The following is a 16,058-nucleotide window of genomic DNA, read 5'->3' as shown; positions in this document are numbered from 1 at the left end:
CTCCTGGGGCTGCGCCCCTCGCCCCCCTGTCGCGCTTCGCGCTCGTCCTCAAGCTCCCCCAAGCTCTCAAGGAGCAGGGGGTACCCCCACGACGGGCTGGATGGGTGTGCGGTCGATGTCCTGGGTGGTGTGCGTACACTGGGGCGCATGTTCACGCACTCGACCTTCGTCTTTACCTATGGCATCCGGCTCGCCGGCTGCCATGGTCGAGCTGCTTGACGTAACGCCAAGCGACTTCCCAGGCGCCCCGGGCCGACAAGGCCCGGGGCGTTCTGTTGTTTCCGGGCACTGCCGCCCCGGGCCCCGCGACCCGATCGAGGAGCCCCACCACCATGAACACCGCCACTCCCGCCACCACCCCCGCCGAGCGGACCGGCGCCCGCACCCCCGGGGCCGCCGAGCTGATCGGCGGTGCCCGCGAGCGCATCGACGCCCTCGACGACCGGATCATCGGGCTCGTCCAGGAACGGATGGCCGTCTCCGCCGTCATCCAGGAAGCCCGCATCAGCTCCGGCGGGCGCCGCGTGAACCTCTCCCGCGAGATGGAGATCCTCAGCCACTACAGGGACGCTCTCGGCAAGCCCGGCACCCAGCTCGCCATGACGCTCCTGGAGCTGTGCCGGGGCCGCGTCTGAGTCCGCCGGGGGCCTCCCCGCCCCGGCGAAGTCCCCGGCGAAGTCCCTGTCGAAGCCCCTGTCGAGGCCCTGTCGAGGCCCGTCGAAAAGCGGAACCACTGCGCCACGGACCTGAGTTCGGATCCCTTCTCACCCGTACGGCGCGTGACCGGTTCCCGACGGGTTTCGTTGGTCCCGATGTCCGTGCCAGCCAGGGGCGGGCCGCAAGAACCACGCGTGGCTCCGCTGGAGCGATGAGGCGTACGCGACTCGCGTACGCCGTGGGACCTCGCTCCAGAGAAGTGACCGGACGGCAGGGGACAGCAGCCCGGTCACCCAGGGAACGGTCGGCTCCGGGGACGCCCGGAGCCGGTCGGCCCCCGTCCCCTTCCGGCACCGCTCCCGCCTCGTTTCCCCCTCCGTTCCCGCCTCGTCCCGGTCCCGTCCCCATGGCGTTCCCGTCCCGTTCTCGGGCCGCCCCCGTTCCGTTCTCGTTCCGTTTCCCGCTCCGTCCCGCCGAGCCGTTTCGGCGGCCCCGCACCCTCCGCTTCCGCGGCGCGCTCCTGGAACGCTTTTCGGCCAGCCTCATCGGCCCGTGCCAATCCGGCCTTGTGCCCCAAGATGTCGTCGAAACAGTTGCGCGGAGAACCGGCCATCCTCCACGATGCGTAGAGGGAGAGGGGCCCCGGGCCCCGCTTTCCACAACTCCATTGCCATTGGTCTACACCAGCCGCGCGCCCCTTGTGCGCCGGGTCGGCCACCGGCACATTCGACCAGCGGCGCACTCCCCCGGCGCCGCACCGAGGCACCGACGCTGCCCTGACGTCGGTGCTGACAGCCAAGGGCCCCGCGGATCCGTCCCGCGGGGCCCTTCGCTCTTCCGTCGAACCGGCAGCCGAAAGCCCGCCGCCCCCGGCCCAGCGCCTACCGCGCCTCGCCCGGCGCCCAGCGCCCGGCGCCCAGCACCCGGCACCCGGCACCCGGCACCCGGCACCCGGCACCCGGCACCCGCGCCTAGCCCACCTTGTCCAGCTGCGCGTCCACAACCGCCGACGGCACCTCGGGCTCCTCGTCCGCCTTGTCCGAGCCGGGCAGGTCCGTGCCGCCGCCGTCCTTGCGGGACTCGTCCTCGCCCGCCACGGACTCCGGGTCGTAGTAGTTCCGCGCGGCGAAGGAGACCAGCGTCGAACCGTCCCGCACCACGACGACCGCGTGCCGCTTCACGAGCTGCTCCTGGCGGCTGCCGAGCTTGTACGCGACCGACTCGTCACCCTTGTCCGGCGCGGCCTCGGGCGCGACACCGCTGTAGCGCACGCCGCCCGCGCGGAACGCGCCGCACTCCTTCGACCTCAGCGCCGACCGCACGTCCCGCAGCGCCTTCCGCGCGCTGTCCGGGCTGTCGTACGCGAACAGCTCGACGTCCGTCGTCGCCAGGTCGTCGCGCACGCTCTTCGGCGCCACCGCGCGGCCCGCGTGGGCCTTGGCCTTCGGCGGGGTGGCGGCGGCCATCATGTCCGACAGGGGGCGGCAGGCGGCCGGGGTCGTCGCGGCGCCGTCCGACGCGGCCTCCAGCTTCGACCGCTCCCGGGGCGTCACCCCGTACCGCTTCAGGGCCGCCCGCTTCAGGTCGCCCGCGGCGATGACCTTCGCCTTCAGCTTCCTGGCCTCGGGGGATGCGTCCGCGGAACCGCCGGAACCGCCCTCGGCCCCCGAACCGCCCGCACCGCCGCCCGGCCCCTTCGGCTTCGCCTGCGACGTCGACGACTTGCCGCCGTCGCGGTCGCCGCCCCCGTCCCCGTCGCCGCCACCGCACGCGGCGGTCAGACCCAGAGCGGCCGCGACCGAGACGGCCACCACGACACGCGACACAGCTGACTTCACGTTCCGTTCCCCCAGATTCCTGGCGTACCCCGCGCGCATCACGCCGCGCGCACGCCTCGCACGTCCATGCGGAGTCACCCGCACCCCTTCTACGACTGAAGATCGACGTGCGTGGTTCCCTGGAACGCCCGGTCAGCGTGTGACGCGTACACGATCTACGTCACACCCGGAGCGGGCCACCCGCCTGGGGCGCCCCCTCGGCCCGCCGCCCCCGGAACTCCCGCCTCACTGCCAGGGCCAGAACCGGAACGGGCTCAGGACCGCGATCGCCAGGATCATGCAGCCCCCGACGATCACCACGCTCCGCACCTGCCGCCACCGCTCGGACCGCGCCGGGCGGCCCCCGCCACGGCCCGTGGGCGCGGCGCGCCACTCGTCGGGGCGCCACGGCTGCGCGGACTCCTCCCTGCGCTTGCGCCGCTTGCGGCCGACGACACCCTCGGCCTGCTGCCGCGCCGCCTCCTCGTCCAGGCGACGCAGCCGCTCGGCGACCATGCGCGCCCGCGCGGACGGCTCCTTCGGCGCGGACGCCCGGATCTCGCGTTCGCTGTCCTGCTCGAACCGGCGCCACACCTCGTCGGGTATCGACGACTCGCCGTCGGGCTCACGCGGCGACTGCACGGACACTGTGCCCCCCAAGGAATCCATTCCAGAGCGTGCTTCATCTCGCTTGCAAACGGGGGAAGTTCTACGACACCGCGCCGCGGCCGCACAAGCCGGAGCCCTGGCCGAGCCCCGAACTTGTGACCTACACCACATAAGAATTCTGTGAGTTCCAGGACAACCATTCCCGGCCCACGCAGGTCATCCATGCGTAACAACGGCCACTTCCGCGCCCCGCCGCGGAGGCCTCCACCTCCGTACCGCGCGGGCGCGGTGCGCCGGACTCTCTGAGGTCTTCATGAAGCTTCGCCGTGCTCTGGCCGCCGCGGCCGCGACGGCCGTGATCGCCCCGGTCGCACTGCTCTCGGCACCGGCCGCGTTCGCAACTGGGGACGCGAACACCACGCCGTCCGCGAGCGCGGGCGAGACGCCCCCGGCGGAGTCCCCCGGCCCGGAGGACCCGGCGAAGCCCGGCGACGACACGAAGCCCGGCGACGGCGACACCAAGCCCGAGGACCCGACGAAGCCCGAGGACCCGGCAGAGCCCGGCGACGACACCAAGCCCGAGGACCCCGCCGAGCCGGGTGACGACACCAAGCCGGGCGACGGCGACACGAAGCCCGGCGACGGCGACACCGACCCCGGTGACGACGCCGACCCCGGCGAGGACACCACCGAGCCCGGCGACGAGACCACGCCCACCGACGAGCCCACCGAGTGCGCCGTCGACGAGGAGACCGGCGAGGACGCCGAGAACCAGCTGGATCTCAAGCTCAAGGGCCTGCCCGGCAAGATCGTCGCGGGCAGCGGCTGGCACGAGTTCAAGCTGATCGCGGCCAACCCCAGCGACGAGGACCTCGGCAAGGTCCGCTGGCTGGCCGCCGCGGACAACTTCTCGGAGAGCGAGGACGAGAAGGACTGGCTGAGCAGCTACACGCGGATCCAGTTCTACGACCCCGAGGCCAAGGGCTGGAAGTCGATCGTCGACGAGGTCGAGAGCGGTGTCACCTTCGGCACGACGACGCTCGCCGCCAAGGAGCAGGTCGAGATCAGGCTGCGCCTGAACATCAACAAGAAGGCCCCGGCGGGCGACGGCTACGCGTTCGGCCTCGGCGGCTACGTGGACTCCGAGCTGAACTGCGAGCACAACGCCTTCGCGTTCTTCGACTTCACCGTCCTGAAGCCCGGCAGCGACAACGAGCACCCCGGTGAGGCCATCCCGAGGCCGGACGTCACCGAGCCGCCGGTCAACAGGGAGCCGCAGGGCGGCCGCGCCGACGAGGTGAAGCAGACGGTCGCGGAGATCCCGCCGACCGGCAGCCTCGCCCAGACCGGCTCCAGCTCCGCCCTTCCCACCATCGGCCTCGTCGGCGGCATCGCCGTCGTCGCGGGCGCCGGCGCGGTGTACGTCGTACGCCGCCGCTCGAACTCGGACGCCGCCGCGTAGGCGACGTACCGCGAGACGCGAAGGACCTGCACTCGGAGGGGGGTGCAGGTCCTTTCGCGTACACGGCCGGTTCCGTCGGGCACGCGGCGGGGGCGCGCGGCCGGGCACGCGCCCCTTCTCGCGTACGTACGCGGCTACTCCTTCTCGCGTACGTACGCGGCTACTTCTTCCTCGGCACCTCGGGCACCCCCAGGAACGGCAGCCGCAGCGCGCCGAAGGCGTGGGCCGGGACCGCCGGGGACTTCGGCTCGACCGGAGCGAGCCGCGCGTAGGCGGCGCCCTGGGCCGGACGCGGGTCCGCCTCGCCCTTGTTGGGCCAGAACGACATGGCGCGCTCGGCCTGCGCGGTGATCGTGAGCGAGGGGTTCACGCCGAGGTTCGCGGAGACGGCGGCGCCGTCGACCACGGAGATGCCGGGGTGGCCGTAAAGGCGGTGGTAGGGGTCGATGACGCCGGTGTCGGCGCCGTCGCCGATCGGGCAGCCGCCGAGGAAGTGCGCGGTCAGCGGGGTGCCCATCAGCTCGCCGACGTTGGAGCCGGGGAAGCCGTTGATCTCCTCGGCGATGAGGGTCGCGGCGCGGGTGGCCTCGGCGATCTGGTCCGGGTTGGGCGCGCCGTGGCCCTGCCGCGCGGTCAGCAGGCCCTTGCCGATGCCCTTCTCCTTGCGGTACGTGGTCAGCGAGTTGTCGAGGGTCTGCATGACCAGGCCGATGATGGTGCGCTCCGACCAGCGGTAGTTGGACAGGGAGCGCACGGTCAGGAGCGGGTGGCGCACGGTGTTGGCGAGCCACCCGGCGACGCGCGCCTTGCCGCCCTTCACGGTGTACGGGACCTGGAGCAGCGTCATGCCGCCCATCGCGTTGGACTTCCTGCCGTAGCGGACGGGCTCGATGTGGGTGGTGTCGTTCGGGTGGATGGACGAGGTGATGGCCACGCCCTTGGTGAAGTCGACCTTGCCGCCCGCGCCCGCGAGGCCGCCGTGGCGCTTGCGGTAGCGGCGGTCCGTCGTCTGGGCGCCCACCAGCGCCTCGGAGTTGGTGCGGGTGAGGTCGCCGAGGCGCCCCGATATGCGGGGCAGCAGATGGCTGTCCTTCATGCGGTGCAGGAGCGTCTGGGTGCCGTACGTCCCGGCGGCGAGGACGACGCGGCGGGCACGGAAGGTGCGGCCCCTGCCCTTGCGTTTGTTGTCGGTGGGCAGCGTGCCCACGGCGTAGCCGCCGCGCGAGTCCTCGGTGAGCGCCACGACGGACGTCATCGGGTGGATGACGGCTCCGGCCTTCTCGGCGAGGTAGAGGTAGTTCTCGTTGAGGGTGTTCTTCGCGCCGTGGCGGCAGCCCGTCATGCACTCGCCGCACTCGGTGCAGGCACGCCGGGCGGGTCCGGCGCCGCCGAAGTAGGGGTCGGGAACTTCCTTGCCGGGCTCGGCCGTTGACTCACCGGTGGCGTCCCGTCCGTCACCGAAGAAGACGCCGACCGGCGCCATGTGGAAGCTGTCGCCCACTCCCATGGCCTGCGCGGCGGCCTTGAGGTGGACGTCGGAGGGGGTGGTCGTGGGGTTGAGCCGCACGCCGAGCATCCGCTTGGCCTGCTCGTAGTACGGACGCAGCTCGTCCTGCCAGTCCGTGATGTCCTTCCACTGCGGATCGTCGAAGAACGCCGCAGGCGGTACGTAGAGCGTGTTCGCGTAGTTCAGCGATCCGCCGCCCACGCCCGCGCCCGCCAGGACCATCACATTGCCGAGCAGATGGATGCGCTGGATGCCGTAGAGGCCGAGCGCCGGGGCCCAGAGGTAGTTCTTGATGTCCCAGGAGTTCTTGGGCAGTTGCCCGCGCGTGAAGCGGCGGCCCGCCTCCAGGACGCCGACGCGGTAGCCCTTCTCCGTGAGCCGCAGCGCCGATACGGAGCCGCCGAAGCCGGAGCCGACGACGATGACGTCGTAGTCGTAGCCGTCGTCGCCCTGGTCCCGGACAGAGTTCTCCCGTGCCATTGACTCTCCTCGTCGAAAACTGGCGCGCTGAGCGCTTCGCTGGACAGTGCGGTGTCGAGTCTGCGGGCCGTCTGTGGCTGGTCGCGCGGTTCCCGCGCCCCTCCAGGACGCTTCCGCACCGCAGCGGACTCCGCACGCCCACTTACCTCAGGCGGAAGGCCTTCATGAGCCGCAAGCTCGTCGTCATGAACGCCGCGTGCTTCTCGTCGGTCATGCCGAAGGACGGGGCGAGCGGGATGAGTCGCTGGTGGGCGACGGTCTGCGCCTCGGTGTACTTGAGGATGCCCTCGGAGCCGTGGCGGCGGCCGAGGCCCGAGTCCTTCATGCCGCCCATCGGGGACTGCACGCTGCCGTAGGCGGGCGCGAAGCCCTCGTTGACGTTGACGGTGCCGGTGCGCAGGCGGGCGGCGAGGGCGCGGCCGCGCCTGCCGTCCTTCGTCCAGACCGAGGAGTTCAGACCGTAGGAGGTGGAGTTGGCGAGTTCGACGGCCTCGTTCTCGTCGGTGAAGCGGTAGAGCGAGACGACCGGGCCGAAGGTCTCCTCCGTGCACACCGCCATGGGCGACTCGACGCCGTCCAGGATGGTCGGCTCGTAGAAGTAGGGGCCGATGTCGGGCCGGGCCACGCCGCCCGCGACGAGTGTGGCGCCCTTGGCGACGGCCTCGTCGACGTGCCGCCGGGTGGCCTCCAGCTGCCGCTCGCCGACGAGGGAGCCCATCTCGGCGCCGTACGCGAGCGACCGGCCGAGCCGCATCGCCCTGGTCTTCGCCGCGAACCGCTCCACGAAGGCGTCGGCGACGGCCTCGTGGACGTACAACCGCTCGATGGAGATGCACAGTTGACCGGCGGAGGAGAAGCAGGCGCGGACCGCGCCCGCGGCGGCCTTCTCCACGTCGGCGTCGTGCAGGACCAGCATGGCGTTCTTGCCGCCGAGTTCGAGGGAGACGCCGACGAGGCGGGCGGCGGCGCCGGTGGCGACCTCGCGGCCGGTGCGGGTGGAGCCGGTGAAGGAGACGTAGTCGGCGCGCTGGACGATCTCGGGGCCGATGACGGGGCCGTCGCCGAGGACGACCTGGAACACCTCGGCGGGAAGCCCCGCCTCGATGATCAGGTCCCGGGCCCAGAGCGCCGTCAGGGCGGTCTCGGTGTCGGGCTTCATGACCAGGGCGTTGCCCGCGACGAGGGCGGGCAGGGCGTCGCCGATGGACAGTTCGAGGGGGTAGTTCCAGGGGGCGATCTGGCCGACGACGCCGCGCGGCTGGCGCAGTTCGGTGACCTTGGTGAGGGTCGGTACGACGCCGGTGTGGCGCTTGGGGTTCAGATACGCCCCGGCGCGGCGGCCGTAGTGGCGAGCCGCGACGACGACGGCCTGGATCTCCTCGTGCGCGTGCAGGCGCGCCTTGCCGGTCTCCAGCTGGATGAGGTCGAGGGCCTCCGCCTGGCGCTGGAGCACGAGGTCGTGGAAGCGCAGCAGGACGGCGGCGCGTCGGCGCACCGGCGTGCGGGCCCACGCGACCTGCGCCGCGCGCGCCCGCTCGAAGGCGGTGGCCACGTCCTCGGGGGTGGACTCCGGCAGGTCGGCCAGCTTCTCGCCGGTGAACGGCGTGTGGTTGGCCGTCCGGCCCGAGCCGATCACATCACGGGTGAGCTGGGCGACCAGCTCCGGCGTGACCACGTCGGCGGCGGTGCGTGCGCCGCTGGGGGCCGGGGCGACCGGGTTCGTACCGAGGGGCGTGGCGGGGGCCTGCGAGTCCGTCATGACGGTGAGCGTATGCCTGAGCGGACGCTTTGGGTACCCATGGGTAACGAGCTTTCACCGAGCACGCACACGTGGCCGCGGGCCACTTCGTTCGCTGCCAGTGCCTGCTGGCGACAAAGGTGCTGATCAGGGCGTTCCCCGGGGGCGAACGGGCAAGTCCACAGCGGGCGTCAGCCCTTCACCGAGTCCTTGCCGACCTTGAGCCGCGCCCGCACGCCCTTGAACAGTTCGGTGCCCTCCTTCTCCTGTGCCGTGCCCTTCGGCATGTCCACGCGCAGCTCGTAGAACTCCTGGTCGGCCGTGATGATCATGAGCTGTAGGCAGCGGACCGGGGTGGTCATGGAGTCGTCGTCGTACGTGGTGTCGGCGATCGCCGCGTCGTCGCCGCGGTGGGACGTCTTCGTGTAGTTCGTCCTGGCGCCGTTGTCCGAGTCGTGCCAGGTCTCGGCCGCCTGGCGGGCCCAGGTGAGGGCGGGCGTCGAGCCGCCGTCCTCCTTGGTCAGGCGCACCGTGACGTCGCTGTTCTCGTCCTCGGCGTAGATCACGAGCCGGGATCCCGTCCGCTGCCGGTCGTCGTCGCCGTCCTCGCGCACGACGACCTTGTAGCGCGCGGGCACGGGCATCTCGGCGACGAGCGCCCGCTCCGGGCGGACCTTCCACCGGGGCGCGGGGGTGGCGGACCCGCGGGCTCCGGACTCCCCGCCCTCCGACCCCTTCGTACGCTCAGCGCGCGTCTCCCCGGAGCCACCGCCCGCAGAACCCATCGACGTACCGAGCCACACCCCGCCCCCGACCAGCAGCGCGCCGACCAGCGCGGCGGCGACCAAGGCAGGCGTACGCCGTCCACCGGCACGCCCCCGACCCGCGCCCGACCCCACATCCGCCACCACGCCCGGCCCCGCCCCGGGGCCGACACCCCCACCGGCACCCCCACCGGCTCCCGCACCCCCCGCGCCCCCGCGAGAAAGCCGCACCGTCCCCACGTCGTCCGACAACTCCCGCATACCCGAAGGGTCCTGCGCCACCACCGTCCCGAACGGCTCCGGCAGCGGCCGCCCCTCCGCCACCGCCTCCAGCGCCGCCGCCACCTCCCCCGCGCCGGGCCGAAACCCGGGGTCGCGGGACAGCAGCCGCGAGATGAGCGGCGCCAGCTCGCCCGCCCGCGCCGGCTCCGGCACGTCCGCGGAGAGCACCGCCGCCAGCGTGGACTCAAGCGTCGTACGCCGGAACGGGGACCAGCCCTCCACCGCCGCGAACAGCAGCACCCCGAGCGACCACAGGTCGGACGCGGGCTCCGCCCCGTGCCCCGCCATCCGCTCCGGCGCGATGAACTCCAGGGACCCGACGAACTCGCCGCTGACGGTGAGGGATTCCTCGCCCTGCACCCGCGCGATGCCGAAGTCCGTGAGGACGACCCGGCCGTGCGCGCCGAGCAGCACGTTCGCGGGCTTCACATCGCGGTGCACGATGCCCTGGGCGTGCGCCGCGGCGAGCGCGCCGACGAGTGCGAGGCCGATGCGGGCCGACTCGGCGGGTGCCAGCGCCCCGCGCCTCAGGACCTCGTGCAGGGACTCGCCCCGGACCAGCTCCATGACGATCCAGGGCCGTCCGTCGTCGACGACCACGTCGTGGATCGCGACCGCGGCCGGGTGGTCGACGGACGCCGCGGCGCGCGCCTCACGCCGCAACCGCTCGTACGCCCGCCGTGCCGCCGCGTCGTGCGGATCACCGGGAAGGCGCGGCTCCTTGACCGCGACCTCCCGCCCGACCAGCTCGTCGACGGCACGCCATACCGTTCCCATGCCCCCCGATCCGATGCGCTCGGCGAGCCGATAGCGGCCGCCGAGCACACGTCCCCCGTCAGCACTCATGCCGCATGCCTATCGCGCGCGGGCGTACGAGGGCCAGCACGGTGACGCTCCTGTGACTCCGGACCACCGGCCGCTCAGGGCTTCGCGATCTCCAGGCCCTCGATCGCCTTCTTCGCGACCTCGCGCCCCCGCTCGGTGAAGTCGCTCTTGGCCGGGTAGTCGATCCACAGCTTGTACATGTCGCCCGCCGAGGTCCGGTAGTAGAAGACCTTGGCCTCGCGCGGGTAGACGACCGAGGACTCCTTGTTGGTGTACGGGATCAGGTTCTCGGCCGACTGCTTGCCCTTGTAGTCGCCCTGCGTCGTCTTCTTGCCGGACCCCACCCCGTCCGACGGGCTCAGCGAACCGAGCACCGTGCTGCCGTTCTCCAGGTCCTTCATGTCCTCGTACGCCTCGGCCATCGAGGTGCCCGCGATGTACTTGAGGTCGTCCTCGGACTTCTTGCTGAGCTGCAGCGACACGAAGAGGCTGCCGCTCTGGTCCGTGTACGTGACCCAGTGCTCCTTGGGCGTCTCGCCCCCGTCGTCGGTCTTGCGGTAGCCCTCGGGCACGGACAGCGTCGCGCCCAGCGACTTCTCCTCGTGCTGCGTCCACTTCCCCGCGTCCGAGTCGCCCCCGAACGGCTTCACGGCGAGGACCACCGCGGCGGCCACCGCGAGGACGACGACACCGCCGACGGCCACGAGCGCCTTGCGGCCGAGGAAGACGCCCTTGCCGCGGTCCGGCGCCGGAGCACCGGCGTCCGCGTGGCCCGCCGTCACGAAGCGCGTCGCGGGCAGCTGCGGGGGCTGCGGCGGCTTCGCGGCCTCCTCCAGCATGGCCCTGACCTGGGCGGCACTCGGGCGGTGGGCGGGTTCCTTGTGCAGCAGGCCGTTGATGGCGTCGGCGAGCGGGCCCTGCGCGGACGCGGGCGCGGCGGGCGTGGCGTTCAGGACGGACTGGAGCGTGGCGGGCGTGTTGTTGCGGCGGAACGGCGAGACGCCCTCGGTCGCCGCGTACAGCACGACGCCCAGCGACCACAGGTCGGACGCCGGTCCGGGGCGCTGCCCGAGGACCCGCTCCGGGGCGATGAACTCCGGCGAGCCGACGAAGCCGCCGGTGTCCGTCAGGTTCGTCTCGCCCTCGATCTGGGCGATGCCGAAGTCGGTGAGGACGACACGGTCGTGCCCGCCGATCATCACGTTGTCCGGCTTCACGTCGCGGTGCAGGACGCCCGCCGCGTGCGCGGCCTCCAGGGCACCGAGCACCTCGAGGCCGACCCGGGCCGCGTCCCGGGCGCCGAGCGTGCCCTCGTCGCGCAGCGCGGCGCCGAGCGAGCGGCCCCGCACGAACTCCATCACGATCCACGGCTGGCCGTCCTCGACGACGACGTCGTGGACGTTGACCACGGCCGGGTGGTCGAGGCGGGCCGCGGCGCGTGCCTCGCGGCGCATCCGCTCGAAGGCGTTGGCGCGCTCCCGCTCCGGCAGATGGTCCGGAACCCTCGGCTCCTTGACGGCGACCTCGCGGTCCACCGTCTCGTCCTTGGCCCGCCACACCGTGCCCATGCCGCCGTGGCCGAGCTTGGAGAGCAGCCGGTAGCGCCCGCCGACCAGGCGGCCGGAACCGGGCTCGGCCCGCGTCGCCTCCGTGGCCCGGGCGTCCGGCACGGGCTGGCCGTGGTGGCCGGGCTGTGCGGGCTGGCCGTGGTGGCCGGGCTGCGAGCCCTGTGCGGACTGCGCGGGCGCCTCGGGGCGCGGCTGGTTCGGTACCACCTGGGTGGGCTGGGCGTACGGATTGGGGTACGGCTCGCCGCCACCTTGCTGCGGGGGCTGCGGTGGCTGCAGGCCGTAGCTGGTGGTCTCGTTCGGGCCGTGAGAGGCTCCCCCGTCGTTACTCATGCCCCCATGAGTACCGTGCGGGGTACCTCGGGTTCCAGCCAGGGTCCCCAGTTGTGACCGGGGTGATGCAGGAACCGGGAACTTCGGCGACGTACGTGCGGAAAGGCGCACGTAACGGCGCGTCTGAGTCGATCTCCCACCCTCCGCACGCCCCTGTGCGCCACCGCACATTCGCGCCACCGCCGGACCGCCACCGGCAGGCCCTCACCGCCGGACCCTCACCGCCGCACGAACGTGTCCACCGCCGTGTCGAAGTGCCGCCGCCCCTCCCGCGCCTGCCCCGTCGGCGCCGACACCCACACGTCGTACCTCCGGCCGCCCTCCTGCCAGCACAGGTCGTATGTGCGCCGGGCGCCCGCCTCGCCGCCGGAGCCGTCCCGGGTGTACTGCCACAGTGCGGCGGGGCGGCCGTTGCGGGTGGTCGCGGTGACCTCGGCGTCGCGGTAACCGGGGTGGTCGCGGGGTCCTTCGGCGGCGGCGCGGCGCTGCGCGGCGAGCGGGCCGCCGGGGACGGGGTCGGCCGCCTCGATGCCGATGCGGACGGCGCCGCCCGGCGAGACGTAGAAGGTGTGCGGGCCGTCCGTGCGGCGGGTGTAGCCCTGGGGGACGGCGAGGGCGAAGCCGCGCGGGTCCTTGGCGAGGCGGTAGCCCACGGGGGCGTCGGGGGTGGAGGGAGAAACCGTGTCCGGGGTCTTGGTGACCGTCGACGTCGCCGTGGGGCGCGGGCCGCCGGAGTCCGTCGGGGTGTCGGGCGACGCCGAACTGGGCGGCGTGTTCCGGCCGCCGTCCCCGTCGGCGTCCTGCCCGAGCAGCAGCGTCGCGGCCGACACGGCGCCGCCCGCCACGGCCGCGACCAGCGCTGCGGCGATCAGCATGATGCGGTTCTGGCGGCGGCGCGCGGGGGCGGACAGGTGTGCGGCGGATTCGTCCGGGTGGCCGGGGCGTGCGGGCGGCGGCTGCGTGCGCGGGCTCCGGGGCGGGTGGCGGCCGGGGAGCAGGGAGAGGAGGGGGCGCCGCCCCGACGGGGGCCCCGCGCGCCCTGAGCGCCACGACCGGCCCGAGCCCCACGTCCGGCCCGAACGGCCCGAGCCCCGTGAACGCCCCTCCCCGCGGCCCTCCGAGCGCCCTTCCACCCGCCCTGACAACCGCCCGGGCGCACGCCCCGGCACGCGCCCCCGCGCACGCCCCGACAGCCGCCCCCGCGCGGACGCGAGCACAGGACGCCGGGCGCCGTCCCCCGCGCCCGGCAGCCCCGGCATGACCCCGGTGTCGACGTACGCGCGCAGCAGCCGCTCCGCCCCGGCCGCGTCCAGGCGCCGCTCCGGGTCGCGTTCGAGGAGGCCGAGGACGAGCGGAGCGATCGGCTCCGCCGCGGGCGGCGGGCGGATCTCGTCGAAGACGACGGCGTGCAGCACCCCGCCGATCGAGTCCCGCCGGAACGGCGACTCGCCGGTGACCACGGCCACGAGCAACGCGCCGAGGGACCACAGGTCGGACGCGGGCCCGGTGCGCTCGCCCGACATGCGCTCCGGCGCGGTGTACTCCGGCGAGCCCACGAACGACCCGTTCTCCGTGAGCGTCGTCGCCCCGCTGACCTGCGCGATGCCGAAGTCCGTGAGCACGACCCTGCCGGTCGCCTCCTCCAGGAGCACATTGGCGGGCTTCAGGTCGCGGTGCAGGACGCCCGCGGCGTGCGCGACGCCGAGCGCGCCGAGCAGGTCGAGGCCGATGCGGGCGGCGGCCTGCGGGCCGAGCGGTCCTGACCGGCCGATGCGCAGGGCCAGCGTGGGGCCCTCGATCAACTCCATGACCAGGTACGGGCGTTCGTCGTGGACGACGACGTCGTGCACCACGATGATGTGCGGATGCCGCAGCTGCGCGACGGCACGCGCCTCGCGCAGGGTGCGCTCGCGCTGCCGCGCGGCCTCTTCGGCGGAGAGCGTCTCGTCGAGCGGGATCTCCTTGACGGCGACGCGACGGCCGAGGAGCTGGTCGGTCGCGCGCCACACGACACCCATGCCGCCCTGGCCCACCCGCACCTCCAGGCGGTAACGGCCGGCGATCACACGGGTGCTGTCACCCAGGCTCCCCATGCGGCCATCATGCCCCAGAGGTGTGGTCACGGATCCTCTCCGCCCGGACAAGGGCCAGTTCAGGCCGTATCCAGCGGAGTTCGGGCCACGGCCTTCCGCGGTCGGGTCGTGTCCCCCGGCGAGCGGGCCGGATCAGTCGCGCCAGCCGCGCAGCACCGCGTCGAACTGCTGCCGGGTCTTCTTCCAGTTCGCCTCCGGCGCCGACATGTAGATCACGTACTCGGTGCCCGCGCGGCTGACGTAGCTCTGCGAGATGGCGCGCCGCGGGCCCTTCGTGGTGTCGCTCGCGCCCGCCGTCCAGCTGAACTCCCAGAGGGCGCCGGGCCGGTCGCGGAAGGTGTTGGAGTTGAGGTGCAGCCGCCGGTACTCGGGCAGCCTCTTCAGCTGTTTCTCCAGGTCGAGCTGGTGGGCGTACGGGCTGTCGAAGTCGGGGTCGGGGTCGACGCTGATGCGCACGAAGTGGCGGCCGTCGTCCGGGGTGTAGTCGATCTGGGTGCCGTCCACCCGCCGCTCCCAGCCCTTGGGCAGCATGAGGCTGAAGCCCTCCGCGTCGTGCACGCGCACCCAGCTCTTGGGGATCGCACCGACGACCTCACCGGCCTTGTCGCCCTTGCCCTTCCCGTCCTTGCCCTCGCTGCCGCCGCCGAGGTACAGATAGCCGGCCACCGCACCCCCGCCGACCGCCGCGGCCGCCGCGATCGGCACGAGGGCCCGGAGCAGGCGCCGACGCCCTGGCCCTGTGGGCGTGGCGCCCGTGTCGGACGGGCCGTGGGCGCCGTACGAGGGGGGCGTGCCGTACGAGGTCGGCGCGGCGTGCGTCTGCGAAGTGCCGTACGGGGACGGTGTGGCGCGGCCGGACGGATCGGCGGCCTGCCCCGACGTCGGCCCGCCCGGACCTACGTGGCCGGAATGCGCCGCTCCCGGGACCGGGGTGGACGAGGGCGGGGTGTGCGCCCCGGGGAGGGACGCGGGAGGCACGGCGGACGGGTGGTGCGGGGGCGTGGGGGCTGTCAGTTCCTCCTGCACCGTCGTCGGCACGTACGCCTGCGCCGCCCCCGGACGCCGCCCCTCCGCCGCCTCCGCGAGCATCTGCTCCGCCTCGGCCGCGTCCGGCCGCGCGTCCGGATCCTTGGCCAGGAGCGCCGAGATGACGGGCCCGAGCGGCCCCGCGTACCGCACCGGATCGGGCTCCTCCGTCACCACGGCCTGCATCGTGCCGAGCGGCGACGTGCGCCGGAACGGCGAGTTGCCCTCGACCGCCGTGTACAGGGTGGCGCCGAGCGCCCACAGGTCGGCGGCGGGGCCGGGGTTGGCGCCGCTGACCCGCTCGGGCGCCAGATAGTCGACGGAGCCGACGACCTCGCCGGTGCGCGTGATCGTCGAGTCGCCCTCGATCGAGGCGATCCCGAAGTCGGTGAGCAGCACCCGGCCGTCCTCGGAGAGCAGGACGTTGCCCGGCTTGATGTCGCGGTGCAGGACCCCGGCGCCGTGTGCGGCGCGCAGGGCCCGCAGGACCCACAGGCCGACGCGGGCGGCCTCGCGGGGCTCGATGCGGCCCCGCTCCTTGACCGCGTCGGCGAGCGAGGGGCCCTCGACCAGCTCCATCACGATCCAGGGCCGGTCGTCGTACTCGAGGACGTCGTGGACCGTGACGACCGCGGAGTGGTTGATCTGGGCCTGGGCGCGCGCCTCCGTCTGCGTCCGGGTGAGCAGCACCTCGCGGTCGGCCTCCTGCACCCACTGGGCCGCCGTCAGTTCCTTGACGGCGACGACGCGGTGCAGCACCTCGTCCCGCGCACGCCACACGCGGCCCATGCCACCACTGCCGATGGACTCGCCGAGCCGGTAGCGGCCGGCGAGGAGCAGGCCCTGCATCTGATTCACGTTCCCCCGCAGTTGGTCTTGACAGGGCCAGGTTCCTGA

10 protein-coding genes are annotated in these 16,058 nt (G+C 73.3%); 2 read left to right on the top strand and 8 right to left on the bottom strand.

The annotated features are described in order from the left end of the window. Positions 1-332 precede the first annotated feature (332 nt). Positions 333-635, top strand: coding sequence for a chorismate mutase (locus OO63_RS26850; protein ID WP_030361439.1), 303 nt, complete (start codon positions 333-335; stop codon positions 633-635). Between the two features lie 993 nt (positions 636-1,628). Here the strand turns inward: OO63_RS26850 and OO63_RS26845 are convergent. Then, complete coding sequence (locus OO63_RS26845; protein WP_157854058.1) at positions 1,629-2,495, bottom strand: hypothetical protein; 867 nt, start codon at positions 2,493-2,495, stop codon at positions 1,629-1,631. A gap of 225 nt (positions 2,496-2,720) precedes the next feature. Continuing rightward, the gene (locus tag OO63_RS46400) at positions 2,721-3,134 is read right to left on the bottom strand and encodes a hypothetical protein (RefSeq protein WP_030361438.1); all 414 of its coding nucleotides are present in this window, start codon (positions 3,132-3,134) and stop codon (positions 2,721-2,723) included. 262 nt (positions 3,135-3,396) lie between these two features. Here OO63_RS46400 and OO63_RS44935 point away from each other — a divergent pair, with 262 nt between their 5' ends. Then, the gene (locus OO63_RS44935; RefSeq protein WP_030361437.1) at positions 3,397-4,545 is read left to right on the top strand and encodes an LPXTG cell wall anchor domain-containing protein; all 1,149 of its coding nucleotides are present in this window, start codon (positions 3,397-3,399) and stop codon (positions 4,543-4,545) included. A gap of 160 nt (positions 4,546-4,705) precedes the next feature. On the opposite strand, the gene OO63_RS26830 is transcribed toward OO63_RS44935, so the two are convergent. From OO63_RS26830 to OO63_RS26805, 6 genes are all read right to left on the bottom strand, one after another. Next, positions 4,706-6,532 carry a GMC family oxidoreductase N-terminal domain-containing protein gene (locus tag OO63_RS26830; protein WP_030361436.1) on the bottom strand — a complete coding sequence of 609 codons (1,827 nt, stop codon included), beginning with the start codon at positions 6,530-6,532 and terminating at the stop codon, positions 4,706-4,708. A gap of 142 nt (positions 6,533-6,674) precedes the next feature. Continuing rightward, complete coding sequence (locus OO63_RS26825) at positions 6,675-8,291, bottom strand: succinic semialdehyde dehydrogenase (RefSeq protein WP_030361435.1); 1,617 nt, start codon at positions 8,289-8,291, stop codon at positions 6,675-6,677. Between the two features lie 170 nt (positions 8,292-8,461). Continuing rightward, positions 8,462-10,162 (bottom strand): serine/threonine-protein kinase, encoded by a 1,701-nt coding sequence (locus OO63_RS26820; RefSeq protein WP_030361434.1) that lies wholly within the window; start codon positions 10,160-10,162, stop codon positions 8,462-8,464. 74 nt (positions 10,163-10,236) lie between these two features. Then, entirely contained in the window at positions 10,237-12,042 is a 1,806-nt protein-coding gene (locus OO63_RS26815) for a serine/threonine-protein kinase (RefSeq protein ID WP_030361433.1), read from the bottom strand. A gap of 218 nt (positions 12,043-12,260) precedes the next feature. Further along, positions 12,261-14,135 (bottom strand): serine/threonine-protein kinase, encoded by a 1,875-nt coding sequence (locus OO63_RS26810; RefSeq protein WP_030361432.1) that lies wholly within the window; start codon positions 14,133-14,135, stop codon positions 12,261-12,263. Between the two features lie 132 nt (positions 14,136-14,267). Beyond that, positions 14,268-16,010 carry a serine/threonine-protein kinase gene (locus OO63_RS26805; protein ID WP_030361431.1) on the bottom strand — a complete coding sequence of 581 codons (1,743 nt, stop codon included), beginning with the start codon at positions 16,008-16,010 and terminating at the stop codon, positions 14,268-14,270. Between the last annotated feature and the right edge of the window lie 48 nt (positions 16,011-16,058).

Origin of the sequence: Streptomyces alboflavus, assembly GCF_000716675.1 — a bacterium.
GTDB classification, from domain to species: Bacteria; Actinomycetota; Actinomycetes; order Streptomycetales; family Streptomycetaceae; genus Streptomyces; species Streptomyces alboflavus.
Note: the sequence above shows the minus strand (reverse complement) of the source record. Positions and strands in the feature narration are given on the sequence as shown.

Bases quoted from the DNA above. Each gene is read 5' to 3' on its own strand.
- OO63_RS26850 (WP_030361439.1), top strand. From the start codon at position 333: ATGAACACCGCCACTCCCGCCACCACCCCCGCCGAGCGGACCGGCGCC.
- OO63_RS44935 (WP_030361437.1), top strand. From the start codon at position 3,397: ATGAAGCTTCGCCGTGCTCTGGCCGCCGCGGCCGCGACGGCCGTGATC.
- OO63_RS26830 (WP_030361436.1), bottom strand. From the start codon at position 6,532: ATGGCACGGGAGAACTCTGTCCGGGACCAGGGCGACGACGGCTACGAC.
- OO63_RS26825 (WP_030361435.1), bottom strand. From the start codon at position 8,291: ATGACGGACTCGCAGGCCCCCGCCACGCCCCTCGGTACGAACCCGGTC.
- OO63_RS26820 (WP_030361434.1), bottom strand. From the start codon at position 10,162: ATGAGTGCTGACGGGGGACGTGTGCTCGGCGGCCGCTATCGGCTCGCC.
- OO63_RS26815 (WP_030361433.1), bottom strand. From the start codon at position 12,042: ATGAGTAACGACGGGGGAGCCTCTCACGGCCCGAACGAGACCACCAGC.
- OO63_RS26810 (WP_030361432.1), bottom strand. From the start codon at position 14,135: ATGGGGAGCCTGGGTGACAGCACCCGTGTGATCGCCGGCCGTTACCGC.
- OO63_RS26805 (WP_030361431.1), bottom strand. From the start codon at position 16,010: ATGCAGGGCCTGCTCCTCGCCGGCCGCTACCGGCTCGGCGAGTCCATC.